General features: G+C 48.3%; 18 protein-coding genes. 5 read left to right on the forward strand and 13 right to left on the reverse strand.

The features are described 5' to 3' along the window. Positions 1-97: 97 nt before the first annotated feature. Entirely contained in the window at positions 98-1,048 is a 951-nt protein-coding gene (locus PG862_RS10875; protein WP_270707382.1) for a 3'-5' exoribonuclease YhaM family protein, read from the reverse strand. Between the two features lie 23 nt (positions 1,049-1,071). Continuing rightward, positions 1,072-2,346: a S1C family serine protease gene (locus PG862_RS10880; RefSeq protein ID WP_270707383.1), complete on the reverse strand. Its 1,275-nt coding sequence runs from the start codon at positions 2,344-2,346 to the stop codon at positions 1,072-1,074. Between the two features lie 279 nt (positions 2,347-2,625). Between PG862_RS10880 and PG862_RS10885 the strand changes: the two genes are divergently transcribed. The 3 genes from PG862_RS10885 to PG862_RS10895 all read left to right on the forward strand — a co-directional run bounded on the left by PG862_RS10885 (position 2,626) and on the right by PG862_RS10895 (position 7,281). Continuing rightward, on the forward strand, positions 2,626-5,031 hold the full coding sequence (locus tag PG862_RS10885; RefSeq protein ID WP_118522497.1) for an endonuclease MutS2: 2,406 nt from the start codon (positions 2,626-2,628) through the stop codon (positions 5,029-5,031). A 65-nt stretch (positions 5,032-5,096) separates the two neighbouring features. Further along, entirely contained in the window at positions 5,097-5,810 is a 714-nt protein-coding gene (locus PG862_RS10890; protein WP_107001860.1) for a response regulator transcription factor, read from the forward strand. Between the two features lie 52 nt (positions 5,811-5,862). Continuing rightward, a complete protein-coding gene (locus PG862_RS10895) occupies positions 5,863-7,281 on the forward strand; it encodes a sensor histidine kinase (protein WP_270707385.1) in 1,419 nt (472 codons plus the stop codon). A gap of 29 nt (positions 7,282-7,310) precedes the next feature. Here PG862_RS10895 and PG862_RS10900 read toward each other — a convergent pair whose 3' ends face one another. The 7 genes from PG862_RS10900 to PG862_RS10930 all read right to left on the reverse strand — a co-directional run bounded on the left by PG862_RS10900 (position 7,311) and on the right by PG862_RS10930 (position 14,620). After that, positions 7,311-7,943, reverse strand: coding sequence for a helix-turn-helix domain-containing protein (locus PG862_RS10900; protein ID WP_022358806.1), 633 nt, complete (start codon positions 7,941-7,943; stop codon positions 7,311-7,313). Further along, complete coding sequence (locus tag PG862_RS10905; RefSeq protein ID WP_107001858.1) at positions 7,924-8,601, reverse strand: DUF3990 domain-containing protein; 678 nt, start codon at positions 8,599-8,601, stop codon at positions 7,924-7,926. The genes PG862_RS10900 and PG862_RS10905 overlap by 20 nt, the downstream gene beginning before the upstream one ends. A 226-nt stretch (positions 8,602-8,827) precedes the next feature. After that, the gene (locus PG862_RS10910) at positions 8,828-10,411 is read right to left on the reverse strand and encodes an L-serine ammonia-lyase, iron-sulfur-dependent, subunit alpha (RefSeq protein WP_118472546.1); all 1,584 of its coding nucleotides are present in this window, start codon (positions 10,409-10,411) and stop codon (positions 8,828-8,830) included. Between the two features lie 110 nt (positions 10,412-10,521). Next, positions 10,522-11,808, reverse strand: a complete 1,287-nt coding sequence (locus tag PG862_RS10915; protein ID WP_118629598.1) for a TRAP transporter large permease — start codon at positions 11,806-11,808, stop codon at positions 10,522-10,524. Positions 11,809-11,817: 9 nt separating this feature from the next. After that, complete coding sequence (locus PG862_RS10920; protein ID WP_118469284.1) at positions 11,818-12,336, reverse strand: TRAP transporter small permease; 519 nt, start codon at positions 12,334-12,336, stop codon at positions 11,818-11,820. 75 nt (positions 12,337-12,411) lie between these two features. Continuing rightward, positions 12,412-13,476, reverse strand: coding sequence for a TRAP transporter substrate-binding protein (locus tag PG862_RS10925; protein ID WP_270707389.1), 1,065 nt, complete (start codon positions 13,474-13,476; stop codon positions 12,412-12,414). A 103-nt stretch (positions 13,477-13,579) separates the two neighbouring features. Further along, entirely contained in the window at positions 13,580-14,620 is a 1,041-nt protein-coding gene (locus PG862_RS10930; RefSeq protein ID WP_022358812.1) for a proline racemase family protein, read from the reverse strand. Between the two features lie 365 nt (positions 14,621-14,985). On the opposite strand from PG862_RS10930, the gene PG862_RS10935 reads away from it, so the two are divergent. After that, on the forward strand, positions 14,986-16,095 hold the full coding sequence (locus PG862_RS10935; protein WP_118629596.1) for a helix-turn-helix transcriptional regulator: 1,110 nt from the start codon (positions 14,986-14,988) through the stop codon (positions 16,093-16,095). Positions 16,096-16,160: 65 nt separating this feature from the next. On the opposite strand, the gene PG862_RS10940 is transcribed toward PG862_RS10935, so the two are convergent. Beyond that, the gene (locus PG862_RS10940) at positions 16,161-16,520 is read right to left on the reverse strand and encodes a DUF1622 domain-containing protein (RefSeq protein WP_118472544.1); all 360 of its coding nucleotides are present in this window, start codon (positions 16,518-16,520) and stop codon (positions 16,161-16,163) included. Positions 16,521-16,797: 277 nt separating this feature from the next. On the opposite strand from PG862_RS10940, the gene PG862_RS10945 reads away from it, so the two are divergent. Next, positions 16,798-17,784 carry an ornithine cyclodeaminase family protein gene (locus PG862_RS10945; protein WP_270707392.1) on the forward strand — a complete coding sequence of 329 codons (987 nt, stop codon included), beginning with the start codon at positions 16,798-16,800 and terminating at the stop codon, positions 17,782-17,784. A gap of 156 nt (positions 17,785-17,940) precedes the next feature. Here the strand turns inward: PG862_RS10945 and glyA are convergent, their stop codons facing one another. The 3 genes from glyA to rpiB form a co-directional block, all read right to left on the reverse strand. Then, positions 17,941-19,188 carry a serine hydroxymethyltransferase gene (gene glyA / locus PG862_RS10950; RefSeq protein WP_022358816.1) on the reverse strand — a complete coding sequence of 416 codons (1,248 nt, stop codon included), beginning with the start codon at positions 19,186-19,188 and terminating at the stop codon, positions 17,941-17,943. Between the two features lie 151 nt (positions 19,189-19,339). Further along, the gene (locus tag PG862_RS10955; RefSeq protein WP_270707393.1) at positions 19,340-20,488 is read right to left on the reverse strand and encodes an FprA family A-type flavoprotein; all 1,149 of its coding nucleotides are present in this window, start codon (positions 20,486-20,488) and stop codon (positions 19,340-19,342) included. 129 nt (positions 20,489-20,617) lie between these two features. Beyond that, positions 20,618-21,061, reverse strand: a complete 444-nt coding sequence (gene rpiB, locus PG862_RS10960) for a ribose 5-phosphate isomerase B (RefSeq protein ID WP_022358818.1) — start codon at positions 21,059-21,061, stop codon at positions 20,618-20,620. Positions 21,062-21,181: the final 120 nt, after the last annotated feature.

A 21,181-nucleotide genomic window follows, 5' to 3' on the forward strand; every position in this document is an offset into this window, starting at 1 on the left:
GTTCCCCCGCTTCTGCAAGGCAGCATCTGCTTGTGCAGCGCTGTTTTCTTTTTCTTATATACATTTAGACTCATTTTAGATGTCTGTTATCTTATTATTATTCCGTCGGCGTCGTCTTTCTCACATTCGTCTCCAGGAAACGGTTATATCCGAGCCAGCCCGGATTCTCCCCGCCGCTCTTTAAGACTTCCAGCATCGTCTCCATCTTCGCATCGGTATTGTCCGCGAAATTCAATGCCAGCGCCTCCAGAAGCGCCGGTTTCTTCGGGGAACCGTACTCTAATTCGCCGTGGTGCGCAAGGATGCAGTGCTTTAACTCCGCCGCTGTCTTTGCCGGGAATCCCGGAATCTCCTTAATACGGTCTGCAACCATCATCGTGCCGATCACGATATGACCTAAGAGCTGACCATCGTCCGTATAATCATTTTCCGGAAATGCGGATAATTCCTGCACTTTTCCGATGTCGTGGAACAGCGCCGCCGTCAGAAGCAGATCGCGGTCCAGCGCCGGATATGACTTCGTGTAGAAATCACAGAGTTTCATAACACTTAACGTATGTTCCAAAAGTCCGCCCACAAAACCATGATGCACACTCTTCGCCGCCGAATGGAAGCAGAATTTCTTCACAAATGCCTTATCTTCCAGGAAATAGCTGGATGCCAGCTTTTTCAGGTACGGATTCTGGAAAGACTGCACCAGAGCCGTCAGCTCCTGATACATTATCTTGATATCCTTTGAGCTGACCGGAAGGTAATCGCTTTCCTGATACTCGCCCTCGTCCGCCTTGCGTATGCGCTTGATATTTAACTGGTTGGAACCCTGGAAAACCGTCACATCGCCGTCCACATAGACATACTGCAGCGGCTCAAAATCATTGATGCCCGGGGAACTTAAATCCCAGATTTTGCAGTCTACCGTGCCTGTTTTATCCTGAAGCAGCACGGAAGCGTACTCTTTTCCGTTTTTCGTCACCGCGTGCTGTTTCGTCTTACATAAATATACGTCCGAGACTCTCATTCCTTCCCGGAACTGTTCAATATATCTCATTCTGCCTATATCCTCCTGAATTTCTATCTGGCGCGCAGAGATACCAAAAATGGAATTTCCGTGTATCCGTCGCGCCCTTTCCGCATCACATTTACCGATACAGACACGCCGCTCGCGGAATTTTCAATCTGCGCCTGGAGATCTTTGAAACTTCCGATCTCCTTTGTGCCAAATTTCACAATAATATCGCCGGGCTGGATGCCAGCGTCATATGCCGGGCTGCCGGAGACTGCCTCCGTCACGTAAACGCCCGCCGGAATGCCGCTCCCCTGCATCGCACGGCTCACATCCTGTCCCAGGATGCCCAGATATGCCGCCGAAGCGCCATTCGTCAGCCGCTCCAGAATCGGCTTGTAGCTGGAAATGGTGTACGCCGCCGTCCGATCCGTACAGCTCTCGCTGCGGCAGGACTCCGATGTCCAGCCGACCATCTCTCCGGCTGTATTGATCAAAAAGGTACCCGTCTGCGAATTGCTGCTGATATCCGCATACAGGATCCGCGTCAGTCCATCTGTAATCTGCACATTGCGCGCCACGTAGGATACCGTTCCGAACGAAAGCGAATGCACCTGTCCGGACGGACCGCCGATACCTACGAGGACATCGCCTGCCTTGACCGTATATGAATTGGCAAGTGAAAGCACCTGCACCTTTTTCCGCTCTTCTTCCGGCAGATTGCCGGACGGCACCGCCACAACTGCCATTCCGAGCACTTCGTCAATCTGGCGCACTGTACCAGCGATCTTCGTTCCATCCGAAAATCTCACATTGATCGAATCTGCCGCCCGCACCGCATCGGCGTAAGTAAAGATCAGAAATTCTCCATCACTCTCCGCGATGACTGCACCTGCATAATCACCCGTATTTTCCACCGGATTTCCAAATATATCCGTATCCTGTTTGCCGGAGCTGACCGTCACGATCGACTTATCACCCTGTTCCCCGATTCCACGCAGCACCGACGTCATCGAATTAAAATTGTCTGCGGAAAACTGATAGCTGGAAAGCGCCTCGCTGACCGCCTCATCAATCTCCTGCTCCATTTGTTCCGGCTGCGCTGTCATATCCGCATCTGCACCGTCCGACGGCGAAACAGAGTCCGGATCGTCCTTGGAAAACTCGACTGAGGATGTCTCCTGCATCCTATTTTCCTGAAAACACCGATCCGCAAACGGCTTTACCGCCGCAAACGAAACCGCCGCGACTCCTCCAAATGCGGCTGACGCGCATACAAAGAGAGCCACCCGCTTCGCAATCTGTTTTCTGGTCAGCGGCGGCTTCACTATCGTTTCTCTCATGAATTCCCGTTTTTCCTTTTTTTCAAGTTCTTCTGAATCCGGCATTTCACTTTCCCCTTTGCATAACATATCCTAATTATACTTTCCTTCTTAAGGTTATGCAAGAAAAAAGTGCGAATGCTTGGCTAGACGGCGGGGAATGTGATATAATGTGAACACTTGACGAGGTCTTTTCGAGTCTAGTGAGAACTTATACCTGACCACTTAATGAGGTCTTTCACGAATTTAGTGGTCACGGTATCATGTGAACACCATTTAAATTAAGAGGATTACCACAACATGAATGAAAAAGCATTAAAAACTCTCGAATATACAAAGATCATCGACCAGCTCACGGAGTACGCCTCCACGGAGATGGGAAAACAGATGTGCCGGGAACTGCAGCCGTCCTGTGATCTGGGGACGATCCGGCAGAGCCAGACGGAGACGACCGATGCCCTGACGCGCGTCCGCATGAAGGGAAGTCTCTCCTTCGGCGGCGTGAAGGATGTGCGTGGTTCCATGAAACGTCTGGAAATCGGAAGTTCCCTGGGGATCCCGGAGCTTCTCTCTGTCAGCTCCCTGCTGACAGTCGCTGCCCGCGCGCAGAGCTACGGACGCCATGAGAAATCCGAAGAATTTCCAGATGATTCCCTTGATGAGCGCTTCCGCGCCCTGGATCCGCTGACGCCGGTCAACAATGAGATCAAGCGCTGCCTGCCATCCGAGGATGAGGTCAGCGATGACGCAAGTCCGGGACTTGCCAAAGTGCGCCGCTCCATGAAGATCGTGGGCGGACGCGTCCATACCCAGTTAAATTCTATTTTAAATTCCAGCCGGACCTATTTACAGGATGCCGTCATCACAATGCGCGACGGGCGCTATTGCCTGCCGGTCAAGGCTGAGTATAAATCCCAGGTTCCAGGCATGGTGCACGACCAGTCCTCGACCGGTTCGACTGTATTTATCGAGCCGCTCGCGATCGTCAAGCTGAACAACGAACTGCGCGAGCTGGAAATCCAGGAAAAACGGGAAATTGAGTTCGTTCTGGCAGCTCTTTCCAGCCAGCTTATGCCTTACACCGACGCGATCCTCTCGGATCTTTCGATTCTGGCAGAGCTCGATTTCATTTTCGCAAAGGCAGCTCTTTCCCGCCACTATAACTGCGTGGAACCGAAATTTAACAACAAACGGTATATCAATATCAAGGACGGACGCCATCCGCTCTTAAATCCGAAACAGGTCGTTCCGATCAACATCTGGGTTGGCGATTCGTTTGACCTTCTGATTGTGACGGGTCCAAACACGGGTGGTAAAACCGTTTCTTTAAAAACCGTCGGACTCTTTACCCTGATGGGGCAGTCAGGACTCCATATCCCGGCATTTGAGGGATCCGAGCTGGCTGTATTTGACAATGTATTTGCCGACATTGGCGATGAGCAGAGCATCGAGCAGAATCTGAGTACATTCTCCGCCCATATGACGAATATCGTTTCGATTTTAAATGAGGCGGACGCCAATTCGCTCTGTCTCTTCGATGAGCTCTGTTCCGGTACCGACCCGACCGAGGGCGCGGCGCTGGCGATTGCGGTTTTAAATTTCCTGCACAACATGACCTGCCGGACGATCGCAACCACGCATTACAGCGAATTAAAAGTCTTTGCGCTGACCGCGCCAGGCGTTGAAAATGCCTGCTGCGAGTTCAACGTCGAGACTCTCCGCCCGACCTACCGCCTGCTCATCGGTATTCCAGGAAAAAGTAATGCATTTGCCATTTCCCGCAAGCTGGGGCTGCCGGATTATATCATCGACGAGGCGAAAAACCAGATGGAGCAGAAGGACGAATCCTTCGAGGATCTGCTTGCCAATCTGGAAAACAGCCGCGTGACCATTGAAAAAGAGCGCGAAGAGATCGCCTCCTATAAACAGGAAATTGAAACGCTGAAGAACCGCCTCCAGCAGAAGGAAGAACGTTTCTCCGAGCAGAAGGAAAAAATGCTTTCCAAAGCCCGCGAGGAAGCTCAGAAGATCCTTCAGGATGCGAAGGACACCGCCGATCAGACGATCCGCAACATCAACAAGCTTGCCAAGTCTTCCGGCGTCAATAAAGAACTGGAAGCTGAGCGGACCAAGCTACGCGGCAAGATCCAGGATGTAGACAAGAAACTGGCAGTTAAGAAAACCGCCGCACCGAAAAAAGCCGTTTCCGCGAAAAAGCTGCGTCTCGGCGATACCGTGCGCGTTCTCTCGATGAATTTAAAGGGAACCGTCAGCTCCCTGCCGAACGCCAAGGGCGATCTGTATGTACAGATGGGAATTCTGCGCTCCCTCGTCAATATCCGCGATCTGGAAATGGTCGAGGAAGCATCCATCACCGGACCGGGACTTTCCGGCACGCATACGGGTGGTTCCCGCGGATCCGGAAGCGGAAGCAGCAAGATCAAGATGTCCAAGTCCTTCAGCGTATCGCCGGAGGTCAACCTGATTGGCATGACCGTCGATGAGGCGATCCCGGTACTCGACAAATACCTGGATGATGCCTACCTGGCGCATCTTCCGCAGGTCCGCGTCGTACATGGTCGTGGAACCGGCGCTTTGAAAGCGGGCGTACACCGCCACTTGAAGAAATTAAGCTATGTCAAGGAATACCGGCTTGGCGAGTTTGGCGAAGGCGATACAGGCGTTACAATCGTGACATTTAAATAAGAAATATCCATAACTGTGAAGGTACTGAACAGTTACAAATATCCAAAAAAACAGGAGGAATCAACATGGCTGAAAAGCAGCGCATTCTCATCGTAGATGACGACTACAACATTGCTGAACTAATCTCACTTTACCTGACGAAAGAATGTTTTGAAACGAAAATTGTCGGAGACGGGGAAGAAGCTCTCCGGGTATTTCCCGAATTTCAGCCCAACCTGATTCTCCTTGATCTGATGCTTCCGGGCATCGACGGCTATCAGGTCTGCCGGGAACTGCGAAGTACCTCCCAGGTGCCAATCATCATGCTCTCCGCCAAGGGCGAAATCTTTGATAAGGTGCTGGGGCTGGAGCTGGGCGCCGATGACTACATGATCAAACCATTCGATTCGAAAGAGTTGGTTGCCAGAGTCAAAGCCGTTCTGCGGCGCTACCAGCTGCCGGTGCAGATGCCTGCATCGTCCGTGACCGAACAGCATGGCAATTTTGTCGAATATCCGGATCTCATCGTCAACCTGACGAACTACTCCGTCATTTACAACGGACACTCGATCGAGCTGCCGCCGAAGGAACTGGAACTGCTCTATTTCCTCGCGTCCTCACCAAACCAGGTATTCACAAGGGAGCAACTTCTCGACCATATCTGGGGATATGAATACATCGGCGACACGCGGACGGTAGATGTCCATATCAAGCGGCTCCGTGAAAAAATCAAGGGCAACGACAAGTGGGCGCTGACGACCGTCTGGGGGATTGGATATAAATTTGAGGTAAAACGGTAACTGTTAGTAAAGGAACTGAACTGTTACGTGAAGAGGTAACCGGAGGTTTACCATGAAATCAAACCACTACACACATTCTCTTTATTATAAACTGCTGATCGGCTATCTCATCTTCGGTCTGCTTGGATTCATCACGATCGCGACCATCTCATCTGAGATGACCTACCACCATCTGGTGGAACGCGAATCGGAGGTTCTGTATGACGAGGCGACCATGATTGCCGATCGGTGCAGCAAAGCCTACGAGGGCAAAACCATCAATCTCGACTCGGCATACCCACAGCTCGAGGCGGTTTCCGCCTATCTGCAATCGGATATCTGGATCCTGAACCATGAGGGCACCATCGTTGCGGACAGCAGCGGCAGGCGTACCGGCATCGCAATCGACGATTTCGACCCGACCGCACAGGGCAACCGGCTCTATTCCATCGGACAGTATTACAACCTGTTTGACAGCAAAGTACTCTCCGTTTCCGCCCCGATCACAGGCAATATGAAGACCTACGGCTACATCGTGATTCATATGCCAATCCAGAACATTGAGGCGGAACAGAACGGATTTCTAAATATTATTTACATAACATCGATCATCCTGTTCTTCCTATCCCTGGTGGTGCTTCTTGTTTTTACAAAAGTGGTCTATTTCCCGCTCAAAAAGATTACGGTCGCAGCCAATGAATATGCAGCCGGAAACCTGGCACACAATATCCCGATTACCACCCACGACGAGATCGGCTATCTCGCCAGCACATTAAACTATATGTCCAGCGAGTTAAATGAAATGGAACAGTACCAGCACAATTTCATCGCGAACGTATCGCACGATTTCCGCTCGCCGCTGACCTCCATCAAGGGCTATCTCGAGGCGATTCTCGACGGCACAATCCCGCAGGAACTCTATCATAAATACCTGCACATCGTCATTTCCGAAACCGAACGCCTCAACAAGCTGACCCAAGGCATGCTGACACTCAACTCCCTGGACAGCAAAGGCTACTTAACCCGGACAAATTTCGATATCAACCGGACGATCAAGGATACCGCCGCAACCTTCGAGGGCACGTGCAGCGCGAAAGGCATCACGTTTGACCTGACCTTTGCGGATAGCATCCAGATGGTCTACGCCGATCTCGGAAAAATCCAACAGGTTCTCTACAACCTGATCGACAACGCGATCAAATTCAGCCACGAGGATTCGATCATTTACATCCAGACCTCCATCCGGTATGAAAAAATCTTCATTTCCGTCAAAGACACCGGCATCGGCATCCCGAAGGACAGCCAGAAGAAAATCTTTGAACGTTTCTACAAGACCGACTTATCGCGCGGAAAAGATAAAAAGGGGACCGGACTGGGGCTTGCGATTGTCAAAGAGATTGTTCAGGCACATGGGGAAAATATCGACGTTGTCAGCACCGAGGGCGTGGGGACGGAATTTATTTTTAGTCTGCCGAAGGCGACTGCGCTATAGCAAATTGAAACTGTCCAATTCCTTCGCAATTACAGCAAATCTTCCATCTGGCATCCCAGTGACCGTGCAAGCGCACGCACGGTTTCTGCGGATGCTTTTTGAATCTTCTTTTTTCCCTGTTCATACTGCTGAATACTCCGCAGCGTAACCCCCGATTGCTCTGAAAGATCCTTTTGGGTATATCCCGCCATCTTCCGGATCCGCCGCAACGCGTTTTTCCCCTGCTCTTTTCTTCGAATGATTCTGTCTGCCGCCTCAACAAATTTATCCTCCGGAGCTTCATGAAGTGCCGGATACATTTCCACAACCTCCCGGACCGGAAGCCCTGCTTCAATTTCCTTAAATTTCTTCTCACTGTACCACTGATAATACGCCAGTATCCAGCCACTCCAATACTCTCTGGAACAGGTAAATTCTACCTGCGGTTCCGGCAGTTCGTCCTTTTTTCCCGCTTTTCGAAGCACTTCCTCCGCAAGCTCCGTTCCAGAAAAGCCGCTCACTACTCTTGGTACACCTTCCCCAAATTTTTCTGCATACCCGGTTGTAAGAAACAATTTCCAAAAATCTTCCAGATCCATCCCACAGGCATTGACCGCATAATCTGTCATTTCCCCCAGATTCCTCATCGCATCATCCAGATATTCAATCCCATAAGCGCTCATCCTCAGCCGACACCTCCCCTCGAATCAAATCCCGCATATAAATACCGTCGATATCATCCTCTTCCACCTTTTTCCGGTATGCATTTCTAGCTTGCTCATCTCTGGCTCTTCGTTTTACATAATATTCCACTGAATCTACTCCTTCATAAGAAAGAAAGTGTATCGCCTGAAATGCCTTCTGACTCTTTAATACATACTGCTCTCCCAATTTTCCCAGCCGCATCGCATACGAAAGCTGCTCTAACGATATTTCATTATTTACAAACGCCCTTGCAAATGAAAAATACGAATCATCCGCCCGGTACCCAATCACCACATCATATCCGTCCACATCCGGGAGGAAATGTTCCAGCAGCCACTCTCTTCCCCGTTTCATGACCGCCGAAGAAAGGCGGATTTTCCGGTATTTCATCAAAATCGCCAGCCAATGAAGAACGCTGTAGTGCTTCTCCATCAAATTTAAAATCAAAAGACCGGTTTCATCCATTTCATACTGATTCACATAGCCGTCCTCCCGCTCGGCGCACGACCACTCCTTCGCCAGCTCCAGACTCTCCGTACAATAAAAGCCCTGTCCGTAGTCATTATAGACCTTTCCCTGACCATACATAGGAGTAGAAATAATTTCCAAGGAACCGTGATATAAAATTTTTCTCATTCTGAGGCAACCTCCTTATCTATTATGGGAGCAAGTAGAAACATGGGGTATATAAAAAATAGATTCGTTTTAATAAAAATAACTCTATAGAGATATTTTTATTAATATTATATCTCTATAGAGTTATTTAATCAATTTTTATTTCAGATCTTAAAAAGATATGCCACCTTACAGTACGCACCTTACACAAACTGTAACTGTCCTTTCACGATGTTTTGAATTACACCTACCGCGCCTCTTCCCCCGGAAAATGCGCGTCGGACCGCTTCAGAATCTCCCGTGCGGTCTTTGTCTTTCCAAGACCACCAAAGGTACACCGCAGTTCCAGCGGCAGCGACAGACCGATCTCATAGATTGCACCAATTGTCTCATCCAATGGGATCACTTTGTCATAGCCTGCCAGAATCATATTGGCGCTGGCGAGCGCATTGCTTCCGCCCATGATATTTTTGCCGAGACATGGCCATTCAACACGGTTTCCAACCGGATCGCAGGCAAGCCCTGTGATATTCTGAAGCCCTACAGACGCCGCATCCATACAATTTTCGATGGTTCCGCCCATCATCGCCGTGAGTGCCGCCGCTGCCATACCGGAACCGGCACCGCACTCTACCTGGCATCCTGCTACTTCCGCCGAAAACGTCGCTTCCTCTGCGAAAAAGACACCGACCAGACCCGCAACCAGAAGTCCCTGTACTACCATTTCTCTCGGAAGTGACAGCGCCCGCGCCAGTCCGATGACCGTTCCCGGCAGGCATCCGCAGGAGCCACAGGTCGGTGCTGCTACGATCACGCCCATGGAGCTCTTGCTTTCCATCACCGCCGTGATGCAACGGATGAGCTCATTGACAATCGGATCCGGAATCAGGCGTCCTGCCTGTTCGGCTGCTGCCACCCTGCTGACCTGCTCGCCCAGAATACGGTCCTGATATTTCGTCCCGGCTAATCCCGTCTCAACCGCCTGTTCCATGACCGACAAGATCTGTTCCATCTGACGGTATACGGCTTCTCTCGACTGACCGCCCCGACAAGCTTCATATTCCAATGCATACTCCCAGGACTCCATCGGATGCTCTTTCGCATAATCAACCAGGGCGGCTGCCGTTGAAAATGGAACCTGACAGGTTCTGCTGGAATGCGTCGGAAGCACCGGTTCAAGATAGCACGCCTGGTTGACACCCGCCACATCACGGACGGCTTGGATCACATTTTTTGTCAGCGGAACAGCTAATTTCCAATTATATAAGATCTGACCATTTTTCTGATCGCTCTGGAAAAATTCAGCATCCGGCAAAAGTGCTTCTATTTTTTTCTCAATTCCCGGTGCCACATCCGCAATCACCAGAAGCTCATAGAAATCTCCGGCTATCTGCACCGAAAATTCCTCGTATTTCTGCATCTCGACCATACCGCCGCCGACTGCGATCGCCTCCCAATGCACGACATTTCCATTCTGGTCCCAGACCTCTGCCCGGTAATTGCCCGGATGCTCTGCCCCATAATCAAGGATCCGGTATTCAATCTCCAATCCCCGTTCTTTCGCAATCGCCTCATACTGTGCGACATCCGGCGCATCCAGCTCCATATTCAAAAGCCCGCTGGCAAATCCCATATCCGTTCCGTGTCCCGTGTGCGATGCCGCCAGCGCACCATTGACATCAAAATCAACAATCGCTTTTTTCACCGGTGCATCCAGAGATTGCCGGATCATGGAGGCGATCCGCGCCGCCCCCGCCACATGGGAACTGGAAGGTCCGCGCATCACCGGACCGAGCACATCATTGAAGATACTGCAGGGTAGTTTTTCCATGGTTTGTCCTCCTTTTTGTATCAATCATTCCATGTTTTTTATTCATCATTTTTGATTCGTGTTTTTGTAAAGGAAAAGGGAACGTCCAACTTCAACGTCCCCTCTCGTTTCTATCGTCCCATTAAAATAAATGGAATTCTGGATACTACCGGAACATTCGTAATAATCGCTAATGCTGCCAGCATCGCTACCAGGAATGGTATTGCATTTCGAACCGTATCTCCAAATTTACATCTTGCAATATTGGTTGCCGTGTATAAGCAGACACCTACCGGCGGAGTTGCCAGACCGATGGTCAGGTTCAGGCAGACAATCATACCAGTCTGAATTGGGTCAACGCCCAGGCTTGCCATCGCCGGTGCCAGAATCGGCGCTACCAGCATGATTGCCGGAGCACTATCCATAAACATACCAACAACCAGAAGAACCAGATTGACCAGTAACAGTTTCACTGCTAAAGAAGTATGAAGACCAACCAGCATATTCGTTACAGAAACTGCCCATCTCTCATTGGAGATAACCCATCCAAACAGATAGCAGCCGCCGACAATCAGCATAACCGTACCACTGTCGATCGCGCTGTCGATAATCGATTTCCAGAGCTCTTTCCAACCAACGGTTCGGTATACAAATACCGACAGAATCAGGGAATAAAGAACCGCTGCCGCCGCTGCCTCGGTCGGAGTAAAGAAACCACCCATGATACCGCCAACAACGATGATCGGAAGTCCGATACATGGAAGTGCCTGTCTGGTTGCTTCCCATTTTTCCTTCCAGCTTGTCTTAGGACCTGCTGAAAAATCACGTTTCACTGCAAATACATAGACAACCAGCATCATGATAATACCCATCAAGATACCCGGTACTACTCCGGCGATAAACATATCGCCAACGGATACCTTCGCTGCCGCACCGTAAATAACAAATGCCAGACTCGGTGGGATAATCGGGCAGCAGCAGGATGCACACGCGGTCAGACCTGCTGTAAACGCCGGATCATACTTTTCATCCTTCATTGCCGGAATCATCAGGCATCCAACTGCCGCCGTACCAGCTACCGCCGAGCCTGAAACTGTACCAAACATCATACATACCAGAATGTCTACCATCGCCAGACCACCCTTGATATGTCCAACGAATGCCTGTGCGAAACGAACCAGACGCATGGTAATACCGCCGTGATTCATAATATTTCCTGCCAGAGCGAAGAATGGAAGACAAAGCATGGTAAAACTATTAATACCATAGATAATTCGCTGCGGAACCAACGCCAGGTTGGCATCACCGGTACTTAAAAGCGCATAGGAGACCGTCGCTACGATCAATACAAAAGCAATCGGAACGCCTAATGCAAGAAACAAGAAAAAGCTTCCAAATAAAATTATACTGCTGAACATATTGACCTCCTACTCTTCATCCCCCGGAAGAGGAATCTTTTTCGCTTCCCCGTAACATATATTTTCAAGAAGCTGCACAAATGTATAATAAATCATAATGAGACCGCTGACCGGAAGGGCTGCATAAAAGAGCGCCAGCGAAACCTTGATCGTCGTTCCCAGATGTGGAATCTGTGCAACTGTATAGTTCCAACCTGAAATTGTAAATAAAACAAGTGCAAATAATAAAATCACATCCGCCAGAACCAGCATAAACTGACGTGTTTTTCCATGGCACAAGTTAATTACCATGTCAACACCAATATGAAGCAGATGACGGCTTGCTACGGCACTGCCAAGCATCGTGGTCCAAACGAAGATATAACAGGAGAACTCCGTTGCCCATGGCATCGTAGCTCCAAACCATCGCAAAATAAACTGGCCGATTACCGCGATACATAAAGCAATTGACGTAACCCCTAATGCAACTCTGGCAACCGTATTGATCACGTCGCCAATCTTGTGAAGTTTTTCAATCAATCCTGCCATTTTTCTCCCCTCTTTGTAAATGTACTCCCGAAAACAGGCTCCGGGAGTACATGATAGTTCAAAAATTATTGTACTTTATTTCGCTGCGCGAACCATCTCAACCAGACCTTCCCAGGTCGGATGTGCCGCGTACATTTTATCATATACCGGAGCAACTTTTTCTTTCCATGCATCAATATCAGTCGGACGTGTTACGGTATAACCTTTTTCTTCATACTCAGCAATCTTTGCCTCGTCATTTTCCAGGAACCAAGCTCTCTGCTCTTCGCCTGCTTTTATAGCTGACTCTTTCACGAGTTTCTGGTCTTCTTCGCTTAAACCCTCATACCATTTTGAAGAAGCAACAATGATACCGCTGGAATAGTAATGATGAATATCGCAGATATTATTAATAACCTCAATATAACCATCTGCTACTGCATATAATGCACTATTGTCTGTTCCATCTACAACGCCATTCTGAAGTCCTGTGAACTGCTCACCAGATGCCAATGCAACCGGTGTAGCACCAAGTGCTTCGTAGGTTGCCACGCAAACTTCATTCTGCATGGTTCTCATACGAACGCCCTTCATATCATCTACGGTATTAATTGTCTTATCTTTAGTCAGGATATTTCTCCAGCCATCCTCATGGAAACCAAGTCCTGTAATTCCATCAACCGCGCTTAACTGCTCCAGAAGGGAATTGCCAAATTCTCCCTCCAGCGCTTTATTGACATTATCCTCATCCTCAAACAGGAATGGAAGCTCAAAAATACCTAAATCTGGTACAAATCCGCCCAGTGCACCAGTTCCTACCCAGCCGATTTCCAGGTTATTATTCTGAACCATCTCAACACACTCAACCTCGTCGGTTGTCATATCGCCTGCATAAACCTCTACTTTAATCCGTCCGTTGCTGCCCTCCTCGACCAGCTTTTTAAAAGCATTCGCACCGTAATCATACGGAGAACCGGTTCCACATACATGTGCTACACGGATCGTCATCTCCGCTCCGGAAGTATCTACGCTGGAACCACTATCTGCTGCTTCGGTTCCGGCTGCAGATGCGGATGAAGAAGAATTTCCGCCTGAACACCCCGCCATTGCCATCGCTCCGATTACCAATGCCATCGTACCGCAAAGCCATCTCTTTTTCATAAAGTATCCTCCTTTATACTGTTTTTATGTGAACTCCCGAGGTACTTCTTTCCCTCAGAAGTACCTCCCTGTACCTTTAAACTCTTATTTTATTTCTATCGATTTAGCCTAATAAGAAACCTTCCGGGAATGGATCGTCCGGATCGAATAACCATGTACTCTCTCCCATCACAAACGCCCGTCCGCTGATCTCCGGTACTACTGCCGGAATTCCTGCCACCTCTGTCTCTTCAACGATATGGCAGTGGAATAAACTTCCAATCAGGCTCTCATGCACAAACGACTGTCCGACTGCCAGCTTTCCTTCCGCATGAAGAAGTGCCATCTTCGCTGATGTACCGGTTCCGCAAGGGCTTCGGTCAATCGCTGCCGGGGGAATGACAACTGCATTTTTTACATCCGAAACCCCTTCTGTACCCGGTTCGAAAAATTCCACATGCGTTACCTGGTTCATGATTTCCAGATACGGATGCTTGACTGTTACCTGCTCATTGATAAACTTTTTAAGATAATTTCCTTTTTCGACAATCTCTTTTGCATTTTCTTTATCCAGCTTTAAGCCCATTGCCGATGCCGGTACTAACGCAAATACATTTCCACCGTATGCGATGTCTAACGGAATCTCACCATATCCAGGAACCTGTACCTTTACATCCCGATTCATCACAAATGCCGGAGCATTTTTAAAGGATACCCGCACCGCCTTGCCATCTTTTACCTCAATTTTCACTTTTACCAGTCCAGATGGTGTATCTAAGGTCGCATATGTATACGGTTCCTCCGCTTTTAAGAGTCCGCTTTCAATCAGTGCCGTTGAAACTCCGATCGTATCATGTCCGCACATCGGCATCCAGTTTCCAACCTCGTAATATAAAACACCAAAATCTGCCTCCGGATTGCACGGCTTGGTAACAATCGTTCCGGACATTACGTCATTTCCACGCGGTTCAAAACAAATTGCTTTTCTCATCCAGTCCTGTTCCTGCATCATATAGAGCATCTTTTCTTCCATCGTGTTCCCCGGAATTTCCGGAAATCCCGATAAAATGGTTCGGGTTGGCTCTCCCTCTGTATGTGTCTCGATACAGGTTACTGCCTTTCTCCCCTTAATCTCCTGCAAACAAAATTCATTCTTTTTTTCCATAGGCTCCTCCGTATTAAAAATTTTGTCCGTTCTCTTTCAGTTTTCTGAAATCTCGTTGTTAAAATCATATCATGATGAAAACTTTCAAAAAACATCATTTTTAATACAAAGTTTTTTGTGTTTTGGTTATTATGATGCATGACGTCAGTTAACGGTAGATACTTTCGATTCTATCATAGTATACTTTTGGATACTTTTTCTATTTTCAAAGTTTTTCCACTTGCAATAATCATAACAACATTTTATTATGCTTTATATATTATCAGTCTATTAAAAATAGTTTAAAACAATAGTTGGACTATAGTCTAGTATTGATTCCATTTTGTTTTCACTAATTGAATACTCACGGGAAAGGAGGCATCTTCATGAGTGCTGAAAATCTTTTTACAACATCACGAATTGAAAACGTCAATCAGATCATTGCTGAACTTTACGACGATTCAATTCTTCTTGAAAAACGGATGGAGAGTTTTTTCCTGAACCTGAACAATATTGTTTTCTTTGAAAAAGCAAATTTTTTGTTTTACCAAAAGCAGGGACAGAATTACAAAACCCATTCCATCTACACCATCAACTGGAATGATGAACAGAAACGGCGGTATCAGGAAGAATACTGCCATATGGATGATGTTCTGTCGATTCTGGACTCCGACAGCAATGTAACTTTCCTGACTAACCAGCTGTTCAATCAGGAGGTTCGAAAAAATTCTCTTTATTTTCAGGAATTTCTACTTCCCATGGGGCTGCATGATTCCATTGAAACGAATTTTTCGATTCGGAACCGGGATCTGCGGGGTGTGTTTTCCATCCACCGATCCAACGATAAAAAAAATTTCCTGCCAGATGAATTAAGCCTTGTCCGGTTATTCCAGCCGCATTTCTGCAACGTATTTAAAAATTACGGGCGGGAGCTCAACATCGGACGGGCATTTCATGTACTGGAAAATTACAACTGCATCGGAATCGGCTGTTTTGACGATAAACTGAATTTTATCGGGTGCAACACAACCTACCATACATACATGGAGAATCATGGATTTGCAGATTTATCCAACAACCCCATTTCCAATTGTTTTCGCTCTCTTTGCCGTCAGCTGCTCCGTTCTGGAAGCATTACCGGACAAAATATCGAATACAAGATGGAAAACAGCCCTTTGTTTCTGGAGGTAAGCCGCTCCCATCTTAAGGAGGGACCAGACAACGACTGCTTTGTATGTCTGTTCTTCGATTTATCCTATGTGATGGATCGTACTCTTTCCCAGATCAGCCGGGATTTTTCCCTGACGAACCGAGAAGTAAATGTTTTAAGCCTTTTACTGCGCGGCTATTCCAACGATCAGATATCTTCCACCCTCTTCGTCAGCATCCCTACTGTCAAAAAGCATCTGGCTTCCATTTATTCCAAAATGGAAATCAAAAGCCAGAAGCAAATTCTGGAACGCCTTCATTTCTACGACAAATATTTTTCGCATTAATCTTGTTTAACCACGAAAAAAGGGAGTCCGCTCATCCTGCAGACTCCCTTTTTTCGTGCCCCTTTTTACTCTAGCTTTCCTCCTTGCTCTTCCTGGGTTTCTCTTTTTTCGTTCTTGATCTCCCAATGAATCAAAAATGTAAGCATTGCCCGAAGGACAATGATGGCTCCCAAAATTCCAAGTTCCGACCATTCCCGTACCACAACCGTCCTGAGTACCTCGCCGCCCATCTTAAATTCCAACGCCAGCGCAATTCCCTGTGCCAGATTCAGGCGGATCAGCTGACGCTTGTTTCGTATCCACTGAACAAAGCAGGATACCGCTGTCGAAACCAGCACAATGATTCCAAACAATTCTAGCACGACCGTGCATATCTGTACCAAATTCTCTAACAACCAGTCTAATACTTTAATTACTTCTCCCATTACCCCTTCCTTTCCAGGTATTCTTCCCTTCTCGCTTGTGCTAATTTTATCCATTTCCTGTAGCTCAGTAAATGCGTAAACCTACTGAACCGCTACAATTTTCTTTACTATACACGCCCCATTTCAAATATGCAACTTGATTTTTATTCTGTTTTCATCTTGACAATGAAACGTGAAACTGCTACAATCCAGCTATACAAACCACATTTGATTTGTGATAAATCTATTTTTAGTATATATGTTTTATTTCATTCATAAATATTCAGGAGGTTTTGATATGTTATTTCTCAGCGAACAAGAAATGTGGCAGTCCATCACCTTAGAGGATGTCATGGACGCGATCGAAGATGCGTATGCGATTCACAAAAGCGGCAATTATAAGATGCCGGATCGTTTTATCGCACAGCGTGATAAAAATATGATGCTCTATATGCCGTGTTTTCTGGATTCCGTCATCGGTACAAAGATGTTATCCGAATTTCCGGACAATCCCTCTCTGGGAATTCCGTATCTGAACGGACTTATGATTTTAAATGACGCAACGACCGGTCTGCCGAAGGCGATTATGAACGGCAGTGCCCTGACCGCAATGCGGACCGGCGCGGTCGGCGGTGTCGCACTGCGCTATCTGGCTCCAGAGGATGCTGCCTCAGTTGGTCTGGTTGGCTGCGGTATGCAGGGACTACACCAGCTTCTCTACGCCTGCGAGGTGCGCCCGATCACAGATATTTATCTGTATGACGCATACGCTAAGGATCTTTCCGGCTTTATCGAGCGCTTATCGGCGCGTCTGGCATCGTTTGGAAAAAACGCCATCCAGATTCATACCTGCGCGGATACCCGTGAACTGGCTGAGCACAGCCGCGTCCTGATCTCCGCCACCCAGGCGGTCGATCCGGTCTACCCGGATGATGAAGAGCTGCTTCGCGGCAAATGCTTTGTTGCCATCGGCTCCTGGCGTCCGGAACGGCGCGAACTGCCGGATGCGGTGTGGAAACTCGTCAAGAACGCGTACACCGAGCTTCCGTATGCCTGCGAGGAGAGCGGCGATCTGAAAATTCCGCTGGAAAAGGGCGTTCTGACACAGGAGCGCGTCCACTTTATCGAGGATCTGATCGAAGATACCAAGCAGGGACATCCGCATGAGCAGAACGAGACCCGCTGCTTTAAATCAGTCGGCATGGGACTCTTTGATGTGCGGACGGCACAGCTTATCTATGAAAAAGCATTGGGCAAAGGAATTGGACAAAAACTTAATTTCTAGAAAAAATGGTTGGTATAGAAAAGGCTGTATCACCTACCGCGCACTTCCATGCGGCAGGCAATACAGCCTTTTTCTTATTGTTATATGTGCATTAATTTTCCAGCATTTTTCTGAATCTATAGACCGGCAAATTTTTCGCTCCATATTCTTCTCTACTTATTTATATAACGGATACTTCTCACACAGCTTCGTCACTTCCGCACGGATGTAATCAGCCTTGTTCTCAAAGTCGGTAGCTGCCAGCCAGATGCACTCTGCAATCACTTCCATGTCCTCTTCTTTCAGTCCACGGGTGGTAACAGCCGGAGTACCGATGCGGACACCAGAAGTAACAAACGGGCTTCTCGGGTCGTTCGGAACGGTGTTTTTGTTCAGGGTGATGTATACTTCATCGCAGCGGTTCTGCAGCTCTTTACCGGAAATATCCATGCCGCGCAGATCAACTAACATCAGGTGGTTATCGGTTCCGCCGGTTAGAATCTTGAATCCCTGCTTCTGAAGTGCGGCTGCCAGCGCTGCTGCATTCTTCTTTACCTGAAGCTGATACTCTTTAAATTCTGGTTTCAGCGCCTCGCCGAAGCAGACTGCCTTGCCAGCAATGATGTGCTCTAACGGACCGCCCTGGGTTCCCGGGAAAATCGCCTTGTTGAAGTTGAACTTCTCAGCTGCTTCCTTATTTGCCAGAATCAGACCACCTCTCGGTCCGCGCAGTGTCTTATGAGTGGTTGTCGTAACAACATCTGCATACGGAATCGGGCTCTGGTGAAGACCGGCTGCTACCAGACCAGCGATATGAGCCATATCGACCATCAGGTATGCGCCTACTTTGTCTGCAATTTCACGGAAACGTTTGAAATCAATCTCTCTTGCATAGGCACTTGCACCTGCAATGATCAGCTTCGGTTTTGCTTCCAGTGCAATGCGCTCTACCTCTTCGTAATCAATCACGCCATTGTCATCGACACCATACGGCACAATGTTGAAATATAAACCGGAGAAATTGACAGGGCTTCCGTGTGTCAGATGTCCGCCGTGATCCAGGTTCATGCCCATAACAGTATCACCCGGTTTCAGCATTGCGATAAATACCGCCATGTTTGCCTGCGCGCCGGAATGCGGCTGTACGTTTGCATAATCACAGCCAAACAGTTTTTTCGCTCTCTCGATCGCGATGGACTCTACAACATCGACACACTGGCATCCGCCGTAGTAACGTTTTCCCGGATATCCCTCCGCATATTTGTTGGTTAATACCGATCCCATCGCCATCATAACCGGCTCCGATACAATATTCTCCGACGCGATCAGCTCCAGGTTTCTTCTCTGACGGGCTGCCTCTGCTTCAATGGCTTCTCCCACTTCCGGGTCTGCCTCTGTAATGAACTTCATTACCTCATCTACCATGTCTGTTTCTCCTATTCTTTTTCTGTCATCCATACAAAATCATCAAGTGGATTTTTCATATATAAATATAAAACCACACTTTTGTCTCTCCGGATTTTTTATTTAAAAAAGCCTTTTTCAGGTCTCATTAAATACTGTCACCAGACGCTTCTTATGCCAGCAGCGCTTCCGCCATCTGCTCCAGCGACGGAATATCGCTCTCCTTGAGCGCCCCGCGAACCGTAACGACCGGTTCAACCACCGTGATCTCCTTCATCGCATCCAGCATTCCCTTCATCGTGCGCGCTGCACTCGGCGCCCAGGAACCGTTTTCAATCAGGGCAACGGTGCGTTTCTGGTAATTCTTGCTCTGTAAGTGGTGCAGGAAATCTGCCATAACCGGCATCACACCCGCGTCATAGGACGGTGCTGCCAATACAATTTTTCCATACCGGAATGCATCTTCCAGCGCCTCCGCCATATCACCGCGCGCCAGATCCGCGATTGCCACCTTCGGGCATCCTTTTTTCTCAAGAATTTCTTTGCATTTTTTCGCCGCATCCTCGGTGTTGCCATGCAGGGACGCATATGCGATAAATACACCCTCAGACTCGACGCCGTAGCTGCTCCAAATCTGGTATTTTTCAAGCACATGACCGATCGTCTCTTTCAGAACCGGTCCATGCAGCGGGCAGATGATCTGGATCTCAAGACCGGCTTCTTTCTTAAGAAGTGCCTGCACCTGCATTCCATATTTTCCTACAATATTGAAATAATACCGTCTCGCCTCGCAGTCCCAGTCCTCATCCACATCAAGCGCACCGAACTTGCCGAAACCGTCGGCGCTGAACAGCACCTTGTCGCAGGAATCATAGCTTACCATAACCTCCGGCCAGTGTACCATCGGTGCCATGACGAACGTCAGCTCATGGCGCCCCAGTTTCAGGGTATCGCCCTCCTTGACCGTCAGCGCACGGCTGGTATCAAGATCAAAGTACAGTTTCAGCATCGGAAATGTCTTCGCATTGCCTACCAGTGTGATTTCCGGGTACCGTTCTACGACTGCCTGGATACTTGATGCATGATCCGGCTCCATGTGGCTGATTACCAGATAATCCGGGGTTCTTCCAGCCAGTGCGGTTTCCAGATTTCCCAGAAATTCCGTCTGTTTGCGCTTGTCTACCGTATCCATGATCGCGATCTTTTCATCCATAATCACGTATGAGTTATATGAAATACCATTTGGCACCTGATACTGCCCCTCAAACAAGTCAATGTCATGGTCGTTTACACCGATGTAGCGAATATCTTCTGTGATCATTTCCTGCTTCCTCCTGTTCTTTTCGCAGCTGCTCCATCTCTTTACAGCTGCCTCTTTTTGTTCTCACAGGCATCCCGCATCCTGCTGTCAGCCTGCCTTATGATTTCATCCGTTACCTCTGACTCTGAATCAGTCTTTCTCCTCAATCGCCATAATCATATCCACGCGTCTCTGATGGCGTCCGCCCTCAAATTCTGCGTTGATCCACTCGTCAACGATCATCTTCGCAAGCTCACTTCCTACCACGCGGGCGCCGAAGCAGAGTACATTGGCATCGTTGTGGCGGCGGGACATCACCGCTGTGTACGGCTCGCTGCATACGCAGGCGCGCACGCCTTTTACCTTGTTAGCTGCCAGTGAAATACCAAGACCGGTACCGCAGATTGCAATACCCAGATCGGCTTCGCCGGAAACAACTGCACGGCCTACCTTCTCTCCGTAAACTGGATAATCACAGCTCTCGCTGCTGTCTGTACCCAGATTTAACACTTCGATTCCTTTTTCTTTCAGGAAATCCACAATAATGTTCTTCAGTTCTACCGCCGAATGGTCATTTCCAATCGCAATTTTCATCTCATCTTCTCCTCATCTGACTGACTTCCGGAACAAATGATATAGTCCGGTCATTATGGAATCATTTTAGTAAAGTTGCCGGGCAATGTCAAGACTGTGAAAATCTCAGAAATACATAAA

Source organism: Clostridium fessum, assembly GCF_027698965.1.
Lineage (GTDB): Bacteria > Bacillota > Clostridia > Lachnospirales > Lachnospiraceae > Otoolea > Otoolea fessa.

Bases quoted from the DNA above. Each gene is read 5' to 3' on its own strand.
- PG862_RS10875 (WP_270707382.1), bottom strand. From the start codon at position 1,048: ATGAGATATATTGAACAGTTCCGGGAAGGAATGAGAGTCTCGGACGTA.
- PG862_RS10880 (WP_270707383.1), bottom strand. From the start codon at position 2,346: ATGAGAGAAACGATAGTGAAGCCGCCGCTGACCAGAAAACAGATTGCG.
- PG862_RS10885 (WP_118522497.1), top strand. From the start codon at position 2,626: ATGAATGAAAAAGCATTAAAAACTCTCGAATATACAAAGATCATCGAC.
- PG862_RS10890 (WP_107001860.1), top strand. From the start codon at position 5,097: ATGGCTGAAAAGCAGCGCATTCTCATCGTAGATGACGACTACAACATT.
- PG862_RS10895 (WP_270707385.1), top strand. From the start codon at position 5,863: ATGAAATCAAACCACTACACACATTCTCTTTATTATAAACTGCTGATC.
- PG862_RS10900 (WP_022358806.1), bottom strand. From the start codon at position 7,943: ATGAGCGCTTATGGGATTGAATATCTGGATGATGCGATGAGGAATCTG.
- PG862_RS10905 (WP_107001858.1), bottom strand. From the start codon at position 8,601: ATGAGAAAAATTTTATATCACGGTTCCTTGGAAATTATTTCTACTCCT.
- PG862_RS10910 (WP_118472546.1), bottom strand. From the start codon at position 10,411: ATGGAAAAACTACCCTGCAGTATCTTCAATGATGTGCTCGGTCCGGTG.
- PG862_RS10915 (WP_118629598.1), bottom strand. From the start codon at position 11,808: ATGTTCAGCAGTATAATTTTATTTGGAAGCTTTTTCTTGTTTCTTGCA.
- PG862_RS10920 (WP_118469284.1), bottom strand. From the start codon at position 12,336: ATGGCAGGATTGATTGAAAAACTTCACAAGATTGGCGACGTGATCAAT.
- PG862_RS10925 (WP_270707389.1), bottom strand. From the start codon at position 13,476: ATGAAAAAGAGATGGCTTTGCGGTACGATGGCATTGGTAATCGGAGCG.
- PG862_RS10930 (WP_022358812.1), bottom strand. From the start codon at position 14,620: ATGGAAAAAAAGAATGAATTTTGTTTGCAGGAGATTAAGGGGAGAAAG.
- PG862_RS10935 (WP_118629596.1), top strand. From the start codon at position 14,986: ATGAGTGCTGAAAATCTTTTTACAACATCACGAATTGAAAACGTCAAT.
- PG862_RS10940 (WP_118472544.1), bottom strand. From the start codon at position 16,520: ATGGGAGAAGTAATTAAAGTATTAGACTGGTTGTTAGAGAATTTGGTA.
- PG862_RS10945 (WP_270707392.1), top strand. From the start codon at position 16,798: ATGTTATTTCTCAGCGAACAAGAAATGTGGCAGTCCATCACCTTAGAG.
- glyA (WP_022358816.1), bottom strand. From the start codon at position 19,188: ATGGTAGATGAGGTAATGAAGTTCATTACAGAGGCAGACCCGGAAGTG.
- PG862_RS10955 (WP_270707393.1), bottom strand. From the start codon at position 20,488: ATGATCACAGAAGATATTCGCTACATCGGTGTAAACGACCATGACATT.
- rpiB (WP_022358818.1), bottom strand. From the start codon at position 21,061: ATGAAAATTGCGATTGGAAATGACCATTCGGCGGTAGAACTGAAGAAC.